This is a genomic window from Gluconobacter sp. Dm-62, from assembly GCF_018256155.1.
Classification (GTDB): domain Bacteria; phylum Pseudomonadota; class Alphaproteobacteria; order Acetobacterales; family Acetobacteraceae; genus Gluconobacter.
On the sequence record NZ_JAERLY010000016.1, the window covers coordinates 18,442 to 34,799 of the forward strand.

Genomic DNA, 16,358 nt, shown 5'->3' on the forward strand with positions numbered 1-16,358 from the left:
TCCCATGAGCAAGAAGTCCTCCACGATTCCCACCTATGGCCGCTATCCGGAGCTGGATCGCGTCCGCTTCCCTGCCGACATGCGGAACCTGTCCGTCGACCAGCTCAAGCAGCTTGCCGACGAACTGCGCTCGGAAACCGTTGACGCCGTCTCCACTACGGGCGGCCATCTCGGCGCGTCTCTCGGCGTGGTCGAACTGACCGTTGCCCTGCACGCCGTGTTCAACACACCGGACGACCGCATTATCTGGGACGTCGGGCATCAGGCCTATCCGCACAAGATCCTGACGGGCCGCCGCGACCGCATCCGCACCCTGCGCCAGCCCGAGGGCCTGTCCGGCTTCACCCGCCGCGCGGAAAGCGAATACGACCCGTTCGGCGCCGCTCATTCTTCCACGTCGATTTCGGCTGGCCTCGGCATGGCCGTGGCGCACCACCTGCGCGCGGAAGAAGACCCGAGCTATCACGAACGCAACGTCATCGCCGTGATCGGCGACGGCTCGATTTCGGCTGGCATGGCCTATGAAGCTATGAACAACGCCGCTGTCGCAGGCCCCGGCGCGAACCGTCTGATCGTGGTGCTGAACGACAACGAGATGTCGATCGCCCCGCCGGTCGGCTCGATGTCGGACTATCTGTCCCGCCTCATGTCCTCCCGCCAGTTCTTCAGTCTGCGCGATCTCGCAGGCAAGGTCGCCAAGCGTCTTCCAGGCAAGATCGAGCGCACCGCCAAGCGCGCCGAAGAATATGCCCGCGGCATGATCACGGGCGGCACGCTGTTCGAAGAACTCGGCTTCTATTATGTCGGCCCGGTCAACGGCCACGACATGAGCCAGCTCGTGCCGATCCTGCGCAACCTGCGCGACGCCGACGATCAGGGCCCGATCCTGCTGCACATCATCACCGAGAAGGGCCGCGGTTACAAACCCGCCGAAGCCGCCGGTGACAAGTACCACGCCGTCAGCAAGTTCAACGTCGTCACGGGCGAGCAGAAGAAAGCCCCGGCCGGTCCGCCGAGCTACACGTCCATCTTCAGCCGCGAGCTCATGCGCCGCGCCAAGACCGACGACAAGTTGGTCACGATCACCGCCGCCATGCCGTCGGGCACAGGCCTGAACGCTTTCGCCAAGGCCTATCCGGATCGCTTCTTCGACGTGGGCATTGCCGAGCAGCACGCCGTTACCTTCGCCGCCGGTATCGCATCCGAAGGTCTGCGCCCGTTCTGCGCGATCTATTCGACCTTCCTGCAGCGCGCCTACGATCAGGTCGTCCATGACGTCGCCCTGCAGAATTTGCCGGTCCGCTTCGCCATCGACCGCGCTGGCCTGGTCGGTGCAGATGGTGCCACCCACGCCGGTGCCTTCGATCTGAACTATCTGTGCTGCCTGCCGAACATGGTCGTTATGGCGCCGTCCGACGAAATTGAGCTGCTCCACGCCACGGCCACAGCCTGCGAATATGATGCCGGCCCGATCGCCTTCCGCTATCCACGCGGCAGTGGCATCGGCCTGGATCTGCCGGAGAAGGGCGAAGTTCTGGAAATCGGCAAGGGTCGCATCGTGCGCGAAGCACGCCGCGCACCGAACGCCCGCGGTGGCGTCGCCATCCTGTCGCTTGGCCCGCGTATCCACGAATCCCTGCGCGCAGCCGATCAACTGGCCGCACAGGGCGTTCCGGTCACGGTCGCCGATGCCCGCTTCGCCAAGCCGATCGACAAGGCTCTGGTGGAAGAACTGGCAAACCAGCACGAAGTCTTCATCACGCTTGAAGAGGGCGCCATTGGCGGCTTCAGCAGCCTCGTCGTTCAGCACCTTGCCGAAACCGGCCTGCTGGACAAGGTGAAGTTCCGCCCGCTCGCCCTGCCGGATCGCTACATCGATCACAACACGCAGGACGCACAGTACGAGGAAGCCGGCCTGACCGCGCCGAACATCGTGCATGTCGCAGCAGCCGCACTGGGCGTCGAAGTCGCCCAGCAGTCCGCCTGAGCGACTGATGGCCAAACGCCGCGCCGACCAGCTCCTCGTTGACCGGGGGCTGGTCGAAAGCCGGACACGGGCGCAGGCCCTGATCATGGCGGGACTCGTTTATACGACCGACCGCCGGATCGCGAAGGCCGGTGACCAGCTTCCCGAAGACGCCTCCCTCGCCATCAAGGGGCAGGACCATCCCTGGGTATCGCGTGGCGGCCTCAAGCTGATCCATGCCATCGAGCATTTCGGGCTGGACCCGAAAGGCCGGATCGCCATTGATGTCGGCGCCTCAACCGGCGGCTTCACGGACGTTCTGCTGACCCACGGCGCGGCAAAGGTCTATGCCGTAGACGTCGGACACGGCCAGCTCGCCTGGAAAATCCGCTCGGACGAGCGCGTCGTCGTCATGGAAAAGACGAACGCCCGCGCCCTGACTGCTGAACAGATCCCCGAACCAGCCGGAATCGTCGTCTGCGATGCCAGCTTCATCGGCCTGCGCACGGTCCTGCCCGCAGCCCTCGAGCTCACGACGCCGGATGCCTGGACTGTCGCGCTCATCAAGCCACAGTTCGAAGCCGGACGCGGGGAAGTCGGTGCAAAAGGCGTGGTCCGGGACCCGGCAGTCCACGAGCGCGTCTGCGAAGAAATCCGGGAATGGTTCGCGGCCCTCCCCGGCTGGGACGTCCTCGGGATCGAGGCCAGCCCTATCACCGGCCCCGAAGGCAACCGCGAGTTCCTGATCGCAGCCAGAAAAACCGGTACGGCACAGCCCGCCGCGGAATAGTCTTCCGGGGAAGAGCGCGCTTTTCCTTTGGAACTGCGGGTCTTCTCCGTGCTATGGCTCCGCCGCCATGACAGCCGTAATCCATCCCGATATCCGCCCCCGAATCAATTCCGTCGCGTCTGACGACCTGAACGCTGCCGAGCGCGCGCGCATTCAGGCGAAATCTGCCCTGTTTGCACCTCCCGAAGCGCGAATGGCGGATGGACGACGCGATCTGGTGGGTCTGTCACGCGAAGAGCTGGCAGCCCTCATGACGGATATCGGTGAGAAGCCATTCCGCGCCAAACAGCTCTGGCACTGGATTTACCATCAGGGCGCAACCGATTTTTCGGCCATGACGACCATCGCCAAGCCGATGCAGGCCAAACTCGCCGAAAATTTCGTTGTCAGCCGTCCCATAACCGCGACCGAACAGACGTCAGTGGACGAGACGCGCAAATTTCTCTTCCGCTTCCGCGACGGTCAGGAAGCCGAAACCGTCTACATCCCGGATCGTCGGGAAGATCGCGGCGCTGTCTGCATTTCTTCGCAGGTCGGCTGCACCCTGTCCTGTACCTTCTGTCACACCGGCACACAGAAGCTCGTCCGCAACCTCGGCTCTGCCGAAATCGTCGGCCAGTTCATGGCTGCGCGCGACAGCTACGGCGAATGGCCCAGCCCCAGTTCAGACATGCCGCGCCACCTCTCCACCATCGTGCTGATGGGCATGGGCGAGCCGCTGTACAATTACGAGAACGTCGCCAAGGCCATGCGGATCGTTATGGATGGCGAGGGCATCGCGCTCTCCCGACGCCGCATCACGCTCTCTACATCCGGTGTCGTCCCGATGATGGACCGCTGTGGCGAAGAGCTTGGCGTCAACCTCGCCATCTCCCTGCACGCCGTGACGAATGAACTGCGCGACCAGATCGTCCCGCTGAACCGCAAATACCCGATCGAAGACCTGATTGCCGCCTGCCGACGCTATCCGGCCGCCTCCAATGCACGCCGCCTTACGTTCGAATACATCATGCTCCGTGACGTGAATGACAGCGAAGCCGACGCCCGCGAACTGGTGCGCCTGATCCGCGACCTTCCGGCCAAGGTGAACCTCATCCCGTTCAACCCCTGGCCCGGCTCGGACTTCCAGCCTTCCAGCCGCGCGCAGATTGCAAAGTTCGCCAATATCGTAATGGACGCAGGCTTCGCCTCCCCCATCCGCGCAGCGCGTGGACAGGATATTCTGGCAGCCTGCGGTCAGCTCAAGACCGAAAGCGAACGCCAGCGTCGCACAACGACCGGCGAGGCCTGACATCGGAACCGGGCCATTCGCCCGGTTTCCCTCTGTCGGCTGAACTGCTAGAAACGCTCCTCAAACGAAACACACCAAGGACCACACCGTTATGAGTGCCCACCAGGACGTCAAGAAAGTTGTGCTCGCCTATTCTGGCGGCCTGGACACTTCGGTTATCCTTCGCTGGCTCCAGAAAACCTATAACTGCGAGGTCGTCACCTTCACGGCCGATCTCGGCCAAGGCGAAGAGCTGGAACCGGCCCGCAAGAAGGCCGAGATGTTCGGCGTCAAGGAAATCTACGTCGAGGATCTGCGCGAAACCTTCGTCAAGGATTTCGTGTTCCCGATGTTCCGGGCCAACACGCTCTATGAAGGCCAGTACCTGCTGGGCACGTCCATCGCCCGTCCGCTGATCGCACAGCGCCAGATCGAAATCGCCGAAGCCGTCGGCGCTGATGCCGTCGCTCATGGCGCAACCGGCAAGGGCAACGATCAGGTCCGCTTCGAGCTCGGCTATTATTCGCTCAAGCCGGACGTGAAGGTCATCGCTCCCTGGCGCGAGTGGGACCTGACGTCCCGCACGAAGCTCCTCGCTTTCGCTGAAGAGAACCAGATCCCCGTTACGAAGGACAAGCGCGGCGAAGCCCCGTTCTCCGTGGATGCGAATCTTCTGCACTCCTCTTCCGAAGGCAAGCTGCTCGAAGATCCGTCGATCGCTGCCGAGGAAATTGTCTTCCAGCGCACGATCTCTCCGGAAGCCGCCCCGGATGTTGCAACCGAAATCGCCATCGACTTCGTCAGCGGTGACCCGGTCGCCATCAACGGCATCGAAATGACCCCGGCAACCCTGCTGACCCGTCTGAACGAACTGGGCCGCGACAACGGCATCGGCCGTCTCGACATCGTGGAAAACCGCTTCGTGGGCATGAAGTCCCGCGGCATCTACGAAACGCCGGGCGGCACGATCCTGCTGGCCGCACACCGCTCCATCGAAAGCATCACGCTCGACCGCGAAGCTGCCCATCTCAAGGACAGCATCATGCCGCGTTATGCCGAGATCATCTATAACGGCTTCTGGTTCTCGCCCGAGCGCCGGATGCTTCAGGCCCTCATCGACACCAGCCAGCATTCCGTGACAGGCCGTATCCGCATGCGCCTGTATAAGGGCAACGTCACCTGCGTGGGTCGTGAAAGCCCGCACAGCCTGTATGATACCCGCGTCGTGACTTTCGAGGACGACGAAGGCGCCTATAATCAGCAGGATGCACAGGGCTTCATCAAGCTCAACGCCCTGCGCCTGCGGCTCGGCGGCCAGATCGGCCGTCGCGGCGGCACGCTCTGATTTCTCAACTGACTCCCCGGGGGACCATGACCAGTCTGATCCGTCTTACATCCGCTTTCGCCCTGTGTGGTGCCCTCGCCCTGACAGGCTGCGCGGGCGGCCACAAGCAGGTGGATGATTCCGACCTGACGCCAGAGCAGTTCATGGCGAAAATCCATGCTGAACCCGGTGTAAAGACCCTGCCGGACGGCCTGTCCTACAAGGTTCTCCAGTCGGGCCCCAAGGATGGTGACAGCCCGCATCATGGCTCCACCATCATGGTCATCTACGAAGGCCGCCTGCCCGATGGCGGCATTTTCGACAGCTCTGACCAGCATGGCAGCGGCGCCTATATGGAAATGCCGCTCGACGGCCTCGTGCAAGGCTGGCTCGAAGCCCTGCCCATGATGCATGTGGGCGACGAATGGATGCTCTACCTTCCGCCGAATCTCGGCTACGGCAAGCGCTCCATGGGCATTATTCCGCCCAACAGCCCACTGATTTTCAAGATCCGCCTTCTGGGCGTCAATAACGGTGGCGGCGGACAGCAGTAAAATCTGCCACTTCCAAACAACCTTCCGGAGCGGCCCTCAGGGCTGGTCCGGAAGAGTCCAGTGCGCCTCGCAGCGCGCTTCATAAAGTTCCTGATCGCCTGTTTCGAGCAGATGCCCCGTCTCATGGGTTTTCGCCGTCCAGGCTGCGGGCGCTCCACAGACATGACAACGTGCCGTCAGAGCGATAACCTCGTCGGCCTCTTCTATCAGCCGCGTCATGACGTCGAACGGGACACGCCGGTAATCAGTATCCAGGCCGCCCACCGTCACATCCACGCCGCGCGCCCGCACATTCCGGATATCCTGAACGATATCGCCCTGATAATGCGGCGCGACCCAGAACTGCCCTTCGTCCAGAACGATATGGCTGTAACACGCTGCATCAGCCGGCCATACATTCGCCGAGACTGCGGCAAGATGCGATCCATCCCGGCTGACAAGCTCGGAACCATCGCGCGTATCAAAGCCGGGCTTGAGCGCCAGAACATCCGTCTGTCTCTTCGCTGCGGCAATCAGATGTGCGGATTTTCCAGCAAACATCGGTCCCACATACAGTACAAGACGGCCTCTGACGGTCATGATTTCTCCCTTCGATAGCGCCATGAGCCCTATTACAGGCGATTTGCCAAGCCCCGGACTTGCTGAAACGCCTCCGAAAATGCGACAACGACACTGTGATCAGAATTGACCCAGCCGTCCGACTACCCCTGTTTCTCGCCATTTTCATGGTGGTAGCATTCGTGGTCGCTCATGCCTGGGAAAATCGTATCCAGGCCCCGCGCGAATACTCCAATGAGTGCAGTATCTGCCATCATGGCGGCCATGGTCAGGTTTCTGAAATCGCCCCCATTTTCGGCCGCGTTGGCCCGATTGCCCAGACACCCGCCGGGCATCACTATCTGGTCGATGTCCTGCTCTACGGGCTGGACGGCTCCATCACGGCGGGAGGCGCTCATTACAACAACTCCATGCCGTCCTTTCATCGCCTCTCTGACGACGAGATCGCCCGTATCCTGACATTCGTTGCAAGCCAGGAAATGCCCTCCGGCGCTCCGACCTTCACGGCCGCCGATATCGCAGCCGGCCGGGCTCACCCGATGTCCGCAACGGATGTCCTGCAGGAACGGCAGAAGCTTGATCTCCAGACACCTGTTCAATGATGCGGGCCGTCTGTTCCATCCCTGACCCCTTTCCCAGAAACTGAAGACAGAACCCATGCAGCGCGTATTTTCCGGCATCCAGCCAACCGGCATTCCCCATCTGGGCAATTATCTCGGAGCAATCCGCAACTGGGTCACACTGCAGTCGGACCATGACTGCGTCTTCTGTCTGGTGGACCTGCATTCCATCACCATGCCCTGGGACCCGCAGACCCTGCGTGAACAGACGCTGGGATCAACGGCATGCCTTCTCGCAGCGGGCATCGAGCCTACACGCCTGTATAACCAGTCTGCCGTCAGCGCCCATGCCCGCCTCGGCTGGATCTTCAACTGCGTCTCCCGCCTCGGCTGGCTCAACCGCATGACCCAGTTCAAGGACAAGGCTGGCAAGAACCGCGAAAACCACTCGGCCGGGCTGTATGTCTATCCGAACCTGATGGCTGCCGATATTCTGGCCTTTCACGCAACACGCGTACCCGTCGGCGAAGACCAGCGCCAACACATCGAACTCACGAACGATATCGGCCAGAAATTTAATCACGACATGGGCGTGGAATTCTTCCCGCAGGTCGAGGCGTTCATCCCCCCTGCCGCGGCCCGCGTCATGAGCCTGCGCGACGGCAGCAAGAAAATGTCCAAGTCCGACCCGTCAGAACAGAGCCGCATTGTCCTGACCGATACGGCCGATGACATCGCCCTGAAAATCCGCCGCGCCAAGACCGATTCCGAACCGCTCCCCAGCGAAATGGACGGCCTGAGCGAGCGCCCGGAAGCGCGGAACCTCATCTCGATCTACGCAGCCATGTCGGATGAAACACCGGCTGACATTCTCAGCCGTTTCAGCGGTCAGGGATTTGGCCCGTTCAAGAACGCTCTCGCGGATCTGCTGGTGGAGCGTCTGGCTCCCGTCGCCAGCGAAACACAGCGCCTGCTTCAGGACGAAGCCCATCTGCTCTCGGTCCTGCGCGCAGGCGCCGAACGCGCCAACGGTATTTCAGAACCGATCGTTCAGGAAGCCGAACGCCTCGTCGGCTTCCTGCGCTAGAATCTCAGGTGCTGGACGACCGGGACACCGGCTCGTTCAGCAGATCCATAATCTCGGCCGCTGCTGCATCCGCGGGCGTTCCCACAGGCGGCGAGAGCATGTCCAGCACGTCGGCAAACGCCATCCGCTGCTTTTCCACCATTTTCGGATCGCTCAGAAGCTTCGAAACCATCTCGGCCAGCTTCTTTGGCGTGCAGTTTTCCTGAAGCAGCTCAGGAACAACTTCCCGCCCTGCCAGCAGGTTCACCATGGCAACATGCGGCACCTTGATCAGACGCCGCGCAATCGTCGCCGTCACCGGGTTGACGCGATAGGTCACCGCCATCGGCACATTGCCCATCGCCAGTTCCAGCGTGGACGTTCCCGACTTGGTCAGGGCACACTGCGCCGCTGCAAACGCATCATGCTTGTCATGAATGTCCGTGACGATATGCGGCTGGATCGGCCATTTGCGGATCAACTGGCGGATCGTCGGCGCAATCACGGGCGCCACAGGGATGACCGGACAAATATCCGGATATTTCACCCGGAGGATATCCAGCATCTTGCGGAACACAGGCAGAAGCCGGGGCGCTTCTGAACGCCGGCTGCCCGGCATCAGGATCACAACCGGCGCATGAGCCGGTATATTGTGCCGCAGACGAAACCGCTGCGCATTGCCCTGCCGTACGCCGGACTGAAGCACCGGATGCCCGACAAACCGACCCTCAAGCCCGCGCTTTGCAAACCACTCAGGCTCGAACGGCAACAGACACAGAAGCCGGTCCCACAAACCGGGAAATTCCTTGACCCGGTTTTCCCGCCAGGCCCAGACCTGCGGCGCCACATAATGAACGCGCTTGATCCCGGACCGCTCGATTTTCTGTAACAGGCGAAGGGTAAAACCCGGACTGTCGATCGTCACGACCAGATCCGGCTTGCGCAGTTCGATATCCTGCACGGCTTCCAGAAGCCGCTGCGACAGGTGCCGCAGCCGGGGCAGCACCTCGACAAGCCCCATGACCGCAAGGTCGCTCATGGGAAACAGGCTGTGCAATCCCAGAGCTTCCATGCGCCCGCCCCCGACGCCAGCAAATACCAGCGACGGGTCCTGCGCATGAAGGGCCTGCATCAGACGCGCGCCAATCACGTCTCCGCTGGCCTCACCCGCCAGAATCCAGATCACCCGCCCGTAACGGGGCAAGGGCGTGGTCTTTTGGGAAGGGTCCGCTGAGGACTGTCCGTCAGATCCGGATTCTGGAAGAGAGTTCATCGACGCAGCACAGCCCCTGTTGCCTTGAGAACCGCAGCTTCCACCGATTTGGAAACCGCTTCAAGCTGCGTATCCGTAAGACTCTCGCTCTGTGGCTGCAAGACCACTTCTACACCAAGCGAACGATGCCCTTCTGGCAGGCTACCACCCTCGAACACGTCAAACAGCCGGACATCCTGCACCAGATTGCGATCCGCCATCCGAACCGCCTTCAGAACGGCCTGAATTTCAACGTCTGGTCCCGCCACGAAGGCAAAGTCCCGACGAACAGGCTGCAACGCTGACAGGACAGGCGCAGATTTCCGCTTCACCTTCGGCTGCGGCACCTGATCCAGATAGACTTCAAAGGCCACCACGGTTCCGCTCAAACCCAGAGCCCGCGCAACACGCGGGTGCAGTTCGCCGAACGTCCCCAGAACCGTCTTTGGCCCCTGCCGCACCTGTCCCGAACGACCCGGGTGATAAAAACCCGGAGCATCGGCGGTGACTGAAAGAGCCGCTTCCGGCACACCCAGAGCCACCAGAGCTGCAAACAGATCCGCCTTTGCATCCCACAGGCCGGCCTCATGCGCCGCAACACCCGGCTCACGCGCCGTCTGCCCGGCCCGAAGGCCGGCAAGGCGCAGATGCTGACCTGTCGCGTCAAAGCTCGGCCCAACCTCAAACAGCGCACCCTCGCCCGACACGCCAAGGCCGCGCGCCAGATTGCGAGACAGGGCCCGCGCCAGATTGACCAGTGGGGTCGGACGGAGCTGATCCAGATCCGTGGCGATCGGGTTGAGAAGATGCTGTGTTTCCGGAAGCTCTCCGAACAGAGCCGCATCATCCTGTGCCACAAAGGAGAACCCCACCGTCTCCGTCAGCCCACGAGCCGCACAGATCCGCCGCAGCAGAGCCGCACGCGCCTGAAGCGTTGTTACGGCCGGAGCCGGAACAACCGTCGCCTGCGGAAGTGCAACCGCCGGGACATTATCCAGCCCGTAAAGACGCAGCACTTCTTCAAGAAGATCGCACTCCGCTTCCATGGCCTGAACATGCCCGGCAGCCTTCGCAGCCACATCCGCATCCAGTGTCGGCGCCTGAGCCAGAACCTGCCCTGAAGCAACGTCATTGCGCCAGGACGGCACAAGGAAGGTCGCAGCCTCTGCGGTCTGCTCCGTTACCTCGAAACCAAGATGCTCAAGCGAACGCACTGCATCGTCGGCTGGGAGATCAACGCCCCCCAGCGTCTTCAGACGCTCGAAACGCAGCGTCGCCATCCGCTTCCAGTCTGGCAGCGTCCCCGCTTCGGTGATCTCGCTGATCTCACCACCACACAGATCGCGGATCATGACCGTGGCGGCTTCCAGACCGTTCAGAACCTGCGCCGGATCAATTCCACGCTCAAAGCGCTGTCGCGCATCGGTGTGAATGGCCAGACGACGACCCGTCAGCGCAATGCGGACAGAATCAAACAGAGCGGATTCCACGAACACATCCGTCGTGTTTTCATCAACACCACTGCTGTCACCACCGATCAGACCGGCGAGCGACTGCACCCCAGCTTCATCGACAATGACCATGTCCTCGGTCCCGAGCACATATTCCCGTCCGTCAAGCCCGGTAAAGGTCTCGCGGGCGGCATGCGTCACCGTGAGTGTATCGCCTTTAAGTTTCGCAACATCAAAGACATGCAGCGGACGGCCAAGATCGTATGTGAGGTAATTCGTCACATCGACGAGTGCCGAGATCGGCTTGACGCCGACCGCCTCCAGACGACGCTGCAACCAGTCCGGGCTCGGGCCATTCTTCACACCCCGAATAACGCGCCCGACGATATACGGACAGGCCGGATGCTCGGTCTTCCATGTCAGCGGAGACGGGAAATCCCCTTCCATCGCTTCGGTCAGCCAGGGCTTCAGACGACCGATCCCTGCTGCAGCCAGATCCCGCGCAATGCCGCGAATACTCAGCGCGTCACCCCGGTTCGGCGTAATGGCGATCTCGATGACAGGATCATCCAGTTCGGCATAGGCCGCGTAGGACGCCCCGATTGGGGCAGCTTCGGACAGCTCGGCAATCCCGTTGCTTTCCTCACCGAGCCCAAGCTCACGGAGCGAACACATCATTCCGCCGCTGTCCTGCCCGCGGATCTTGCCCTTCTTGATGGTGATGTCGAGCCCGGGAATATACGTCCCCGGCGGTGCAAAGATCACATGCAGACCAGCCCGCGCATTAGGCGCGCCGCACACGACCTGCACGTCTTCAAACCCGGCCCCCGCTGCAACCCGACAGACCTGAAGCCGGTCCGCATCCGGATGACGATGCGCCTCGACGATCTTGGCCGTCCGGAAACCCACCAGACGATCGGCGGGGTTCTCAACACCCTCGACCTCAAGCCCGATGACATTCAGCCGGGCGTAGATGTCTTCAACAGAAGCTGTAAAATCAAGATGTTCACGCAGCCATGAGAGAGAGAACTTCATGTCACACGCCCTCCGTCAGCGTGGCCGGCGAAAACGCCGAAAATCCATAATGCCGCAGCCAGCGCAGGTCGCTTTCATAGAAAGACCGCAGATCGGGAATGCCGTTTTTCAGCATTGCCAGACGTTCGATCCCCATGCCGAAAGCAAACCCCTGCCATTCAGCCGGGTCCAATCCGCAATTCGCCAAAACCCGCGGATGGATCATCCCCGAGCCCAGAACCTCAAGCCAGTCAGACCCACCGCCAATTTCACCAGTCGCCTTTGACCAGCCGATATCGACTTCCATGGAAGGCTCAGTGAACGGGAAATAGGATGCGCGAAAACGGACCGGCAGGTTCGGCTTGTCGAAATAGACGCGCAGGAACTCGATCAGGCAGCCCTTGAGGTGGCCGAGCGTGATATTGCGATCGACCACCAGGCCTTCGCACTGATGGAACATCGGCGAATGCGTTGCATCATGGTCGGCACGATAGGTGCGGCCAGGCGCAATAATGCGGATCGGGGGCTTTTCGCCCAGCATAGTGCGGATCTGCACCCCAGAGGTCTGCGTGCGCAGAACCCGCGGCTCATCACCTTCGGTCTTGGGCGGCAGATAGAATGTATCGTGTTCGGTGCGTGCAGGATGGTGGTCCGGCGTGTTGAGTGCCGAGAAATTATGCCACTGGCTTTCGATATCCGGCCCTTCGGCGACGGAGAAACCCATCGCACCGAAAATGGCCGTCATTTCCTCGATGGTCCGGCTGATGGGATGGATGGTGCCGGTCACGAGTGCAGGGGCAGGCATCGTCACATCAATACGCTCGGAGCGCAGACGGGCCTGAAGCGCCTCTTCCTCAAGATCGCGACCGCGGGTTTCAATAGCCGCTGTCAGTTCGTCACGCAGACGGTTCAACGCCTGACCGCGCTCCTTGCGCTCCTGCGGCTCCAACTTGCCCAACTGCTTGAGCAGACCGGTCAGCGCACCAGACTTGCCCAGCGTTCCAACGCGGATTGCGTCCCACTGCGCACGATCCTGCGCCGCAGCCAGCGCAGCCAGCGTGTCATTCCTGAGTGTATCGAGATCGTCGGCCATAGCGCCCATCCCCTGCAGCACAAAACAAAACGGGCCGTCCTGATAACAGGACGGCCCGCCAGTCACCAGACCCCCAAAGGGATCAAGCCGGAAAAGCTCAGCCGAGAGCGGCCTGGGCCTTCTTCACGATTTCACCGAAAGCGGCGCTATCGTCAAAAGCAATAGCGGCGAGGACCTTACGGTCGATCTCGATGCCAGCCTTGTCCAGACCATTGATGAAGCGGCTGTACGTCAGACCATGCTCGCGGACGGCAGCATTGATACGCTGGATCCACAGGGCGCGGAAATCACGCTTCTTGTTGCGACGGTCACGATACGCATAACGCAGCGCCTTCTCGACGCGCTCCAGAGCGATACGGTAGTTCGTGGAGGAACGGCCGCGATAACCCTTGGCGAGCTCGAGAACCTTCTTGTGACGGGCGTGCGACGTTACGCCCCGCTTGACACGTGCCATATTACCTTATCTCCTCAGAGCCCGTAGGGCGCCCACTGCTTGATTGTCTTCGCATCCATATCCGTCATGGTCTGAGGACCACGGTTGGTGCGCTTCATCTTCTGCGGACGGTTGATAAGGCCATGGCGCTTGTTGCCCGGGCCGCACATCACTTTGCCGGTCGCGGTGATCTTGAACCGCTTCTTGACCGACGACTTGGTCTTCATCTTGGGCATTTCGGTCTCCCTCGCCGTAAACGATTGGTCCTGCACACAGTCAGGACTCTGCACGGCCGGGCATGCCACTCGTGGCCCGGACGCGTGCGCGGAAGCGGTGTCCTTATCGCAACCCAAAGTTGCCTGCAAGCGCATTATTTTCTTGAACGCTCAATCATAAGTCCCTCCTTTCCTCAAGTCACGACGACGTGAAAGTCCTCACACTGACGTGAGCAATATGAACCTTCTGACATCTTGACCCTTGACCTGCATCCATGTGCTTTGTCCGGAAGTCACCGTGCTGCACCAAAACAACAGCTCCAGGAACATCATGAGCACAACATCCCGGCCAGGGCTCTGGGCCCTGATAACGGCCGCGGTATTCGCGCTTTGCGGCGCGATCCTTACCGTTGGCGGCGCATGGGTCGCTGCCATCGGCGGCCCTCTTTATTATGTCCTCCTCGGCGTGGCGCTCCTCGCCACGGCTTTCCTCTCATTCCGGCGCAATCCGGCTGCTCTCTATCTGTTTGCAGTCGTCGTGTTTGCCACGGTCATCTGGGAGCTCACGGTTGTCGGCCTCGACATCTGGGCCCTGATTCCGCGTTCGGACATCGTCATCATCCTCGGCATCTGGCTGCTGCTGCCGTTCGTCTCCCGCCAGATTGGTGGTACGCGGACGACCGTGCTCCCGCTCGCCGGCGCTGTTGGCGTTGCAGTCCTGGCCCTGTTCGCCAGCCTCTTCACCGACCCGCATGACATCAGCGGCGAGCTGCCGACGCAGATCGCAAACGCCTCCCCCGCCGACCCGGACAACGTCCCGGCCAGCGAATGGCACGCTTATGGCCGCACGCAGGCCGGTGACCGCTGGTCCCCGCTGAACCAGATCAATGCGACGAACGTCAGCAACCTCAAGGTCGCATGGCATATCCACACCAAGGATATGATGAACTCCAACGACCCGGGCGAAGCGACGAACGAAGCGACCCCGATCGAGTTCAACAACACGCTTTACATGTGCTCGCTGCACCAGAAGCTGTTTGCCGTTGATGGTGCCACCGGCAACATCAAGTGGGTCTACGATCCGAAGCTCCAGATCAACCCGGGCTTCCAGCATCTGACCTGCCGTGGCGTCAGCTTCCACGAAACGCCGGCCAATGCGACGGATTCCGATGGCAACCCTGCTCCGACAGACTGCGCCAAGCGCATCATTCTGCCGGTCAACGATGGTCGTCTGGTTGAAGTCGATGCCGACACAGGCAAGACCTGCTCTGGCTTCGGTACCAATGGCGAGATCGACCTGCGCGTTCCGAACCAGCCTTACACGACGCCCGGCCAGTATGAGCCGACGTCGCCGCCGGTCATCACGAGCAAGCTGATCATCGCCAACAGCGCGGTCACAGACAACGGCTCGGTCAAGCAGGCTTCGGGCGCCACGCAGGCATTCGACGTCTACACCGGCAAGCGCGTCTGGGTGTTCGATGCGTCCAACCCGGATCCGAACCAGCTTCCGGATGACAGCCACCCTGTCTTCCACCCGAACTCCCCGAACTCGTGGATCGTGTCGTCCTACGACGCCAACCTGAACCTCGTGTACATCCCGATGGGCGTGGGTACTCCCGACCAGTGGGGCGGTGACCGCACGAAGGATTCCGAGCGGTTTGCTCCGGGTATCGTCGCGCTGAACGCCGACACCGGCAAGCTCGCCTGGTTCTACCAGACTGTTCATCACGATCTGTGGGACATGGACGTTCCGTCCCAGCCGAGCCTCGTGGACGTGACGCAGAAGGACGGTACGCTTGTTCCGGCCATCTACGCACCGACCAAGACTGGCGACATCTTCGTCCTCGACCGTCGCACCGGCAAGGAAATCGTCCCGGCTCCGGAAACTCCGGTTCCCGGTGGTGCCGCTCCTGGCGACCACACCAGCCCGACCCAGCCGATGTCGCAGCTGACCCTGCGTCCGAAGAACCCGCTGAACGACTCCGATATCTGGGGCGGCACGATCTTCGACCAGATGTTCTGCAGCATCTATTTCCACACCCTGCGCTACGAAGGCCCCTTCACGCCGCCGTCGCTCAAGGGTTCGCTCATCTTCCCGGGCGATCTGGGAATGTTCGAATGGGGTGGTCTGGCCGTCGATCCGCAGCGTCAGGTGGCATTCGCCAACCCGATCTCCCTGCCGTTCGTCTCCCAGCTGGTTCCCCGTAGCGCAAGCAACCCGCTCTGGCCTGACGAAAACGCCAAGGGCACGGGGGGTGAAACCGGCCTGCAGCACAACTATGGCATCCCGTATGCCGTCAACCTGCATCCGTTCCTGGATCCGGTGCTGCTGCCGCTCGGCATCAAGATGCCATGCCGTACGCCGCCCTGGGGCTATGTCGCCGGTATTGATCTGAAGACCAACAAGGTCGTCTGGCAGCACCGCAACGGCACCCTGCGTGACTCGATGTATGGCAGCTCCCTGCCGATCCCGCTGCCGCCGATCAAGATCGGTGTCCCGAGCCTCGGTGGCCCGCTCTCCACGGCTGGCAACCTCGGCTTCCTGACGGCGTCCATGGATTACTACATCCGTGCGTACAACCTGACGACGGGCAAGGTGCTGTGGCAGGACCGTCTGCCGGCTGGTGCTCAGGCAACGCCGATCACCTATGCCGTCAACGGCAAGCAGTACATCGTAACCTATGCAGGTGGACACAACTCGTTCCCGACCCGCATGGGCGACGACATCATCGCCTACGCCCTGCCCGATCAGAAATGATCTGACAGGACACTCCTGGCCATGAAAAAGGGGAGATACCATCCGGTATCTCCC

Annotated in this window: 14 protein-coding genes; 8 read left to right on the top strand and 6 right to left on the bottom strand. The window is 61.5% G+C overall.

The genetic code is table 11. The annotated features are described in order from the left end of the window. Positions 1 to 4 precede the first annotated feature (4 nt). The 5 genes from dxs to JK202_RS13035 all read left to right on the top strand — a co-directional run bounded on the left by dxs (position 5) and on the right by JK202_RS13035 (position 5,904). Positions 5 to 1,987 (top strand): 1-deoxy-D-xylulose-5-phosphate synthase, encoded by a 1,983-nt coding sequence (gene dxs / locus JK202_RS13015; protein ID WP_211561718.1) that lies wholly within the window; start codon positions 5 to 7, stop codon positions 1,985 to 1,987. Between the two features lie 7 nt (positions 1,988 to 1,994). Then, positions 1,995 to 2,756 (top strand): TlyA family RNA methyltransferase, encoded by a 762-nt coding sequence (locus tag JK202_RS13020; RefSeq protein ID WP_211561720.1) that lies wholly within the window; start codon positions 1,995 to 1,997, stop codon positions 2,754 to 2,756. Between the two features lie 67 nt (positions 2,757 to 2,823). Further along, positions 2,824 to 4,047, top strand: coding sequence for a 23S rRNA (adenine(2503)-C(2))-methyltransferase RlmN (gene rlmN, locus JK202_RS13025; protein WP_211561722.1), 1,224 nt, complete (start codon positions 2,824 to 2,826; stop codon positions 4,045 to 4,047). Positions 4,048 to 4,138: 91 nt separating this feature from the next. Then, positions 4,139 to 5,371 carry an argininosuccinate synthase gene (locus tag JK202_RS13030; RefSeq protein WP_211561724.1) on the top strand — a complete coding sequence of 411 codons (1,233 nt, stop codon included), beginning with the start codon at positions 4,139 to 4,141 and terminating at the stop codon, positions 5,369 to 5,371. A gap of 26 nt (positions 5,372 to 5,397) precedes the next feature. Then, positions 5,398 to 5,904, top strand: a complete 507-nt coding sequence (locus JK202_RS13035; protein WP_211561726.1) for an FKBP-type peptidyl-prolyl cis-trans isomerase — start codon at positions 5,398 to 5,400, stop codon at positions 5,902 to 5,904. 36 nt (positions 5,905 to 5,940) lie between these two features. Here JK202_RS13035 and JK202_RS13040 read toward each other — a convergent pair whose 3' ends face one another. After that, positions 5,941 to 6,483 (bottom strand): thymidine kinase, encoded by a 543-nt coding sequence (locus tag JK202_RS13040; protein ID WP_211561728.1) that lies wholly within the window; start codon positions 6,481 to 6,483, stop codon positions 5,941 to 5,943. A 95-nt stretch (positions 6,484 to 6,578) separates the two neighbouring features. Here JK202_RS13040 and JK202_RS13045 point away from each other — a divergent pair, with 95 nt between their 5' ends. Further along, a complete protein-coding gene (locus JK202_RS13045) occupies positions 6,579 to 7,064 on the top strand; it encodes a c-type cytochrome (RefSeq protein ID WP_349291867.1) in 486 nt (161 codons plus the stop codon). A 55-nt stretch (positions 7,065 to 7,119) separates the two neighbouring features. Next, the gene (gene trpS, locus JK202_RS13050) at positions 7,120 to 8,109 is read left to right on the top strand and encodes a tryptophan--tRNA ligase (RefSeq protein WP_211561730.1); all 990 of its coding nucleotides are present in this window, start codon (positions 7,120 to 7,122) and stop codon (positions 8,107 to 8,109) included. Between the two features lie 4 nt (positions 8,110 to 8,113). Here trpS and lpxB read toward each other — a convergent pair whose 3' ends face one another. The 5 genes from lpxB to rpmI all read right to left on the bottom strand — a co-directional run bounded on the left by lpxB (position 8,114) and on the right by rpmI (position 13,567). Continuing rightward, positions 8,114 to 9,361, bottom strand: a complete 1,248-nt coding sequence (gene lpxB, locus JK202_RS13055) for a lipid-A-disaccharide synthase (RefSeq protein WP_211561732.1) — start codon at positions 9,359 to 9,361, stop codon at positions 8,114 to 8,116. Continuing rightward, on the bottom strand, positions 9,358 to 11,826 hold the full coding sequence (gene pheT, locus JK202_RS13060; protein WP_211561734.1) for a phenylalanine--tRNA ligase subunit beta: 2,469 nt from the start codon (positions 11,824 to 11,826) through the stop codon (positions 9,358 to 9,360). The genes lpxB and pheT overlap by 4 nt, the downstream gene beginning before the upstream one ends. Before the next feature lies 1 nt (position 11,827). Beyond that, positions 11,828 to 12,898 carry a phenylalanine--tRNA ligase subunit alpha gene (pheS, locus tag JK202_RS13065; protein WP_211561736.1) on the bottom strand — a complete coding sequence of 357 codons (1,071 nt, stop codon included), beginning with the start codon at positions 12,896 to 12,898 and terminating at the stop codon, positions 11,828 to 11,830. Between the two features lie 97 nt (positions 12,899 to 12,995). Further along, positions 12,996 to 13,352 (bottom strand): 50S ribosomal protein L20, encoded by a 357-nt coding sequence (gene rplT / locus JK202_RS13070; RefSeq protein ID WP_011251849.1) that lies wholly within the window; start codon positions 13,350 to 13,352, stop codon positions 12,996 to 12,998. A gap of 14 nt (positions 13,353 to 13,366) precedes the next feature. After that, complete coding sequence (rpmI, locus tag JK202_RS13075) at positions 13,367 to 13,567, bottom strand: 50S ribosomal protein L35 (RefSeq protein ID WP_046901279.1); 201 nt, start codon at positions 13,565 to 13,567, stop codon at positions 13,367 to 13,369. 310 nt (positions 13,568 to 13,877) lie between these two features. On the opposite strand from rpmI, the gene JK202_RS13080 reads away from it, so the two are divergent. Then, complete coding sequence (locus JK202_RS13080) at positions 13,878 to 16,304, top strand: glucose/quinate/shikimate family membrane-bound PQQ-dependent dehydrogenase (RefSeq protein WP_211561738.1); 2,427 nt, start codon at positions 13,878 to 13,880, stop codon at positions 16,302 to 16,304. Positions 16,305 to 16,358: the final 54 nt, after the last annotated feature.